Origin of the sequence: Streptomyces sp. PA03-6a (genome assembly GCF_033792765.1) — a bacterium.
Taxonomy (GTDB): Bacteria; Actinomycetota; Actinomycetes; order Streptomycetales; family Streptomycetaceae; genus Actinacidiphila.
In genome coordinates this window covers 1-3755 of sequence record NZ_JARAVK010000464.1, presented here as the reverse complement: position 1 = coordinate 3755, position 3755 = coordinate 1, and the positions used below count along the sequence as shown (strand labels likewise).

Genomic DNA, 3755 nt, shown 5'->3' with positions numbered 1-3755 from the left:
CGCGGTGGTGGAGGGGGCGCGTCCGGCGCGGGCCAGGCCCAGGTGCAGCACGGCTCCGTTGAGCCGTGCGAAGGGCCGCGCCAGCAGCCGTACCGGCCAGGGGTACAGCCGCAGCAGCACCAGCGCGGCGACCATCGCGAGCAGCACCGGGGCCGCGGCGGTCAGCACGTCCGCACCGCCGTCGGCCGTACCGCGCTGCCGCAGCGCGACCACGGCGCCGGCGACGACGACCAGCATCGCCAGTTCGGCCACCGTGCGGCGCCGCGACGGCCGTGCCGCGACGAGGTCCTCACGCTGCTCGGGGCGCGGCCGGCGAGCCGTCGCAGCCGCCCGCAGCGGCAGACTGACCGTGGCCAGGACCGCCACGGCGGTGGCCGACCACACAGCGAGCGCGGCACGTTCGGCCGGCAGCAGGAGCAGCGCCACGGCCAGACCCGCCGCCGCGGACGGCACCGCCACCACCGCGCCCTCCGCCAGCAGCCGGCCGGTGAGCGCGCCCATGCTGATGCCACGAGCCCGCAGCAAGGTGAACTCGGCCCTGCGCCGGGCCGCCGACAGACCCGCCGCCATCAGCAGCACGACGGCGCCGACGGTACCCACACCCACAGCGGCGACCAGGACCAGCGGCTGCGCAGCCGTACGCTCCGCGACGAAGGGGCCCAGAAGTTCGCCCAGCCCCTGCTCCTCGACGTGGAGACCACGCTGCTTGGCCTGCAGATGTGCCCCGTCCGGTCCCGAGATCAGCGCGGCCATCCGGTCGCTCAGGGCCGGGACGTCGTGCGCGGTGAGAGCGTCGACGTCGGCGGGGTGGTGCCAGTAGGCCAGCGCGCCGTCCTGAAGGCTGAGCAGGACGGCCGTGGCCCCCGGGTCGATGAGCGCGGCGAAGTGCCAGTAGCTGACGGGGTCGCCACCCGGGACGGGCAGCGAGCGCAGGCTGGGCCTGCGCAGGTCGGACTCCGCGTTCCACCAGGCGGCGCCAGGTGAGCGCGGCGTGACGATACCGGTGACCCGGACGGTCACGACGGATCCGACCGCGTCCTGGAGGTGGAAGGCCGAACCGGTGCGCAGTTTCGTCACCTTGGCGGTGCGGTCGGTGATCACCGCTTCGACGCTGCGGGGGTCGGTACCCGGGTGCGGCAGACGCCCCTCGAGGAGCCGGGTGTTCGCCGCCAGGTCCGGCTGGGCCACCAGGGCGCTCTCCGGATCGAGGCCCGAAGGCCGGGGCAGCCCAGGGTCGGTGACGCCCGTGTCGGCGGAGTGCACCCCGTACACGGTCCGGTCGCGTTCGAGCGTCACCGGAGGCTTCACGAGGCGCTGGAACCGGGCCTCGGTCTCCTCCAGCGACGGGGGCGTGAGCAACCCCTCTGCGTTGAGGGGGGCGGACAGCCGTGACACCGGGAGCGACATGGTGACGCTACGGCCCGGCAGCGACGCATGTGACACCACGTCGCGCAGCGCGGTGTCCTCGTAGCCGTCGACGGCCCGCGGCAGCGCGGCCGCCAGGAACGCCGTGACGAACACCAGCGCGGCGAGTGCCAGCGTCCCGCCGGGGGCGGCGCGCAGCCGGGCGCGGATCCAGGAGACGTCACCGCTGCGCGGGGAACGGGGCTCGGCCACGTCATTCACCTCCTTGGCGCCGCAGCGCCTGGGCCGGGTCGGCGGACCGCCACGCCGTCAGCATGACGCCGAGCAGGGGCAGTGCGGTGACGGTGATCAGCAGCACGGCGAGCAGGCCGGACGGCAGATGTATCCGCACGTCGGGGACCGGGCTCTCCGCGTCAGCCGTCAGGATGATCAAGGGGACGACCAGGCGGGTCAGCAGTCCGCCGAGTAGGGCGCCGACGCCCACCGCGACCAGGATGACCAGGCCCTGTTCGGCGGCGATCACCCGGGCGAGCCAGCGGCGCGGGGTGCCCAGCGCCCGTAGCATCGCGAACTCCTGGGAGCGTTCGCGCAGCGCTCCGGCCGCCGCCACGCTGTAGCCGAGCGCGGCCAGCACCACGGCGGTCACCACGGCGGCGGGCAGCGCGGACAGCGGCCCGGCGCCGAGCGGATCGCGTTGGAGTTCGGTGCGCTGCTCGTCGCGGACCAGGAGCGAGGTGATGTCACCGCGGGCCTGCAGTGCCGAGGCGAGGCGAGCGGTCGCGCCGGGCTCGGCCGCCAGCCACCACTCGCCGGGTGCCAGGGAGCCCTGGTCGGTCCCGTTCAACAGGGTGTTGACGGAGCGCAGGTCCAGCAGCAGCGCCCCGCCGTCGGTGCCGTCGGTCCTGGGCACGACGGTGGGCAGGGCGCGCACGGCGGCGGAGACGCGGACCGGCACGGTGACGCCGGCCACGGGGATCCGCACCGAGTCCCCGACCTTAGCGCCGACCGCACGCAGGAAGGTGTCCGTGGCGACCGCCGACAGCGCGGCCGGGGTCTTGGGCTCGGAGCTGAGGGTTACGGATGCCGTGTCATAGCCGCTCTGCCAGGCCGCCCCGAGGGGCATCTCCCCTGTGTCGAACTCGACGGCGAGCGGCGTCCGCCCGCTGGAGTCCGGGGCGTCCGTCCAGACGGCGACGTAGCCGTCGTAGTTCATGTAGTCGGGGTTGCCCATGACGGCGCGCGCCTGCCACGACGAGCCCTCCGGAACCCGGACGGTCCGCGTGGTGCCGTCGCCGGACTCCGACCGCAGGGCGGTGACGGAGAGCCGGTGGTGCTCGGTCCGCTGCGGCAGGGTGTAGTCGGCCTTGATCCTGGTCAGGCGCAGCGGCCCGGCCGGGCCGGCCCCGGGGGCCCGGCCCGCCTCGGCGCCGAAGTCCGCCACCACGACGTGCCGTCCGCCGTCGGAGGGGACCTTGCCCAGGGCGATGGTGTAGGGGACGCCGAAGCGGTCCACGAATGTCGCCGAAAGGCGGGTGGTGACGTCGCTCGCAATCGGTCGGCCGCCGGTGTCCGAGGCTTGCGTGCGGACGGTCAGGAGAAGGCGCGCGGTGTCACGGGGCAGGGTGAACCCGCTGTCCCGCGAGGCGGTGTCCTGAGGTCGCAGGGAGCGGAGGACCTGCCGGAACGGCCGGTCGGTGAGGTCGTCGCGCAGGCCGGTCACCCGGGAGGCGGTGGTGGTGTCCATCGTCAGCACCGTCGCCTCGCGGTTCCTGGGCAGCGGCACCGTGCTGCGGCTCGCCGGGGTCACCGCGGCGATCCCGGGTATGTGGTCGTAGACGCCGCCCTGTCCGAACGGCGGTGTCGAAGTGCCGGTCACGCGGACGTCGGCTCCCACCAAGAAGTCCGCCTGGTCGCTCTGGGACCGCTCCCACGTGGCGTTCTCGCCGATCGCGAACATGCTGATCGACACCGCGAAGACCAGCAGCAGGGCGGGGCCCGCGCCGCGGCCGGTCCGCCGGGCCAGCTGCCAGCCGGCCAGCGCCGTGGGCAGGCCGGGCGACCGGGCGGCCAGCCGCTCCCCGAGGCGGGCGGCCGGCGGCAGCAGACGCAGCGCGAGCACCGCGCCCGCCAGCAGGCACAACGCGGGCGCCACCACCAGCACCGGGTCCACCCCCAGCCCGCCTGTGGTGTCCGTCGTCAGCGCGCCGGACCCGCCGCCACGCCGGGACAGCTGCCAGTAGCCCAGTCCCGCCACGAGCAGTAGCGCGAGGTCGGTGCCCGCCTGCACGGCGCCCGGCAGTGCGCCCTTGCGGGTCCGTGCCTGCCGCTCGATGGAGTAGGTGCCCGTGCGGCGCAGCGCCGGCGAGGCCACGGCGACGCCGCAGGCGAGC

1 protein-coding gene and 1 pseudogene are annotated in these 3755 nt (G+C 75.1%); both read right to left on the bottom strand.

From position 1 onward, the window contains the following. A pseudogene (locus tag PV350_RS45455) lies at positions 1 to 1617 on the bottom strand (ABC transporter permease); the annotation flags it as partial. Position 1618: 1 nt separating this feature from the next. After that, a partial coding sequence (locus PV350_RS45450; protein WP_500339173.1) for an FtsX-like permease family protein occupies positions 1619 to 3755 on the bottom strand: 2137 nt, incomplete at its 5' end.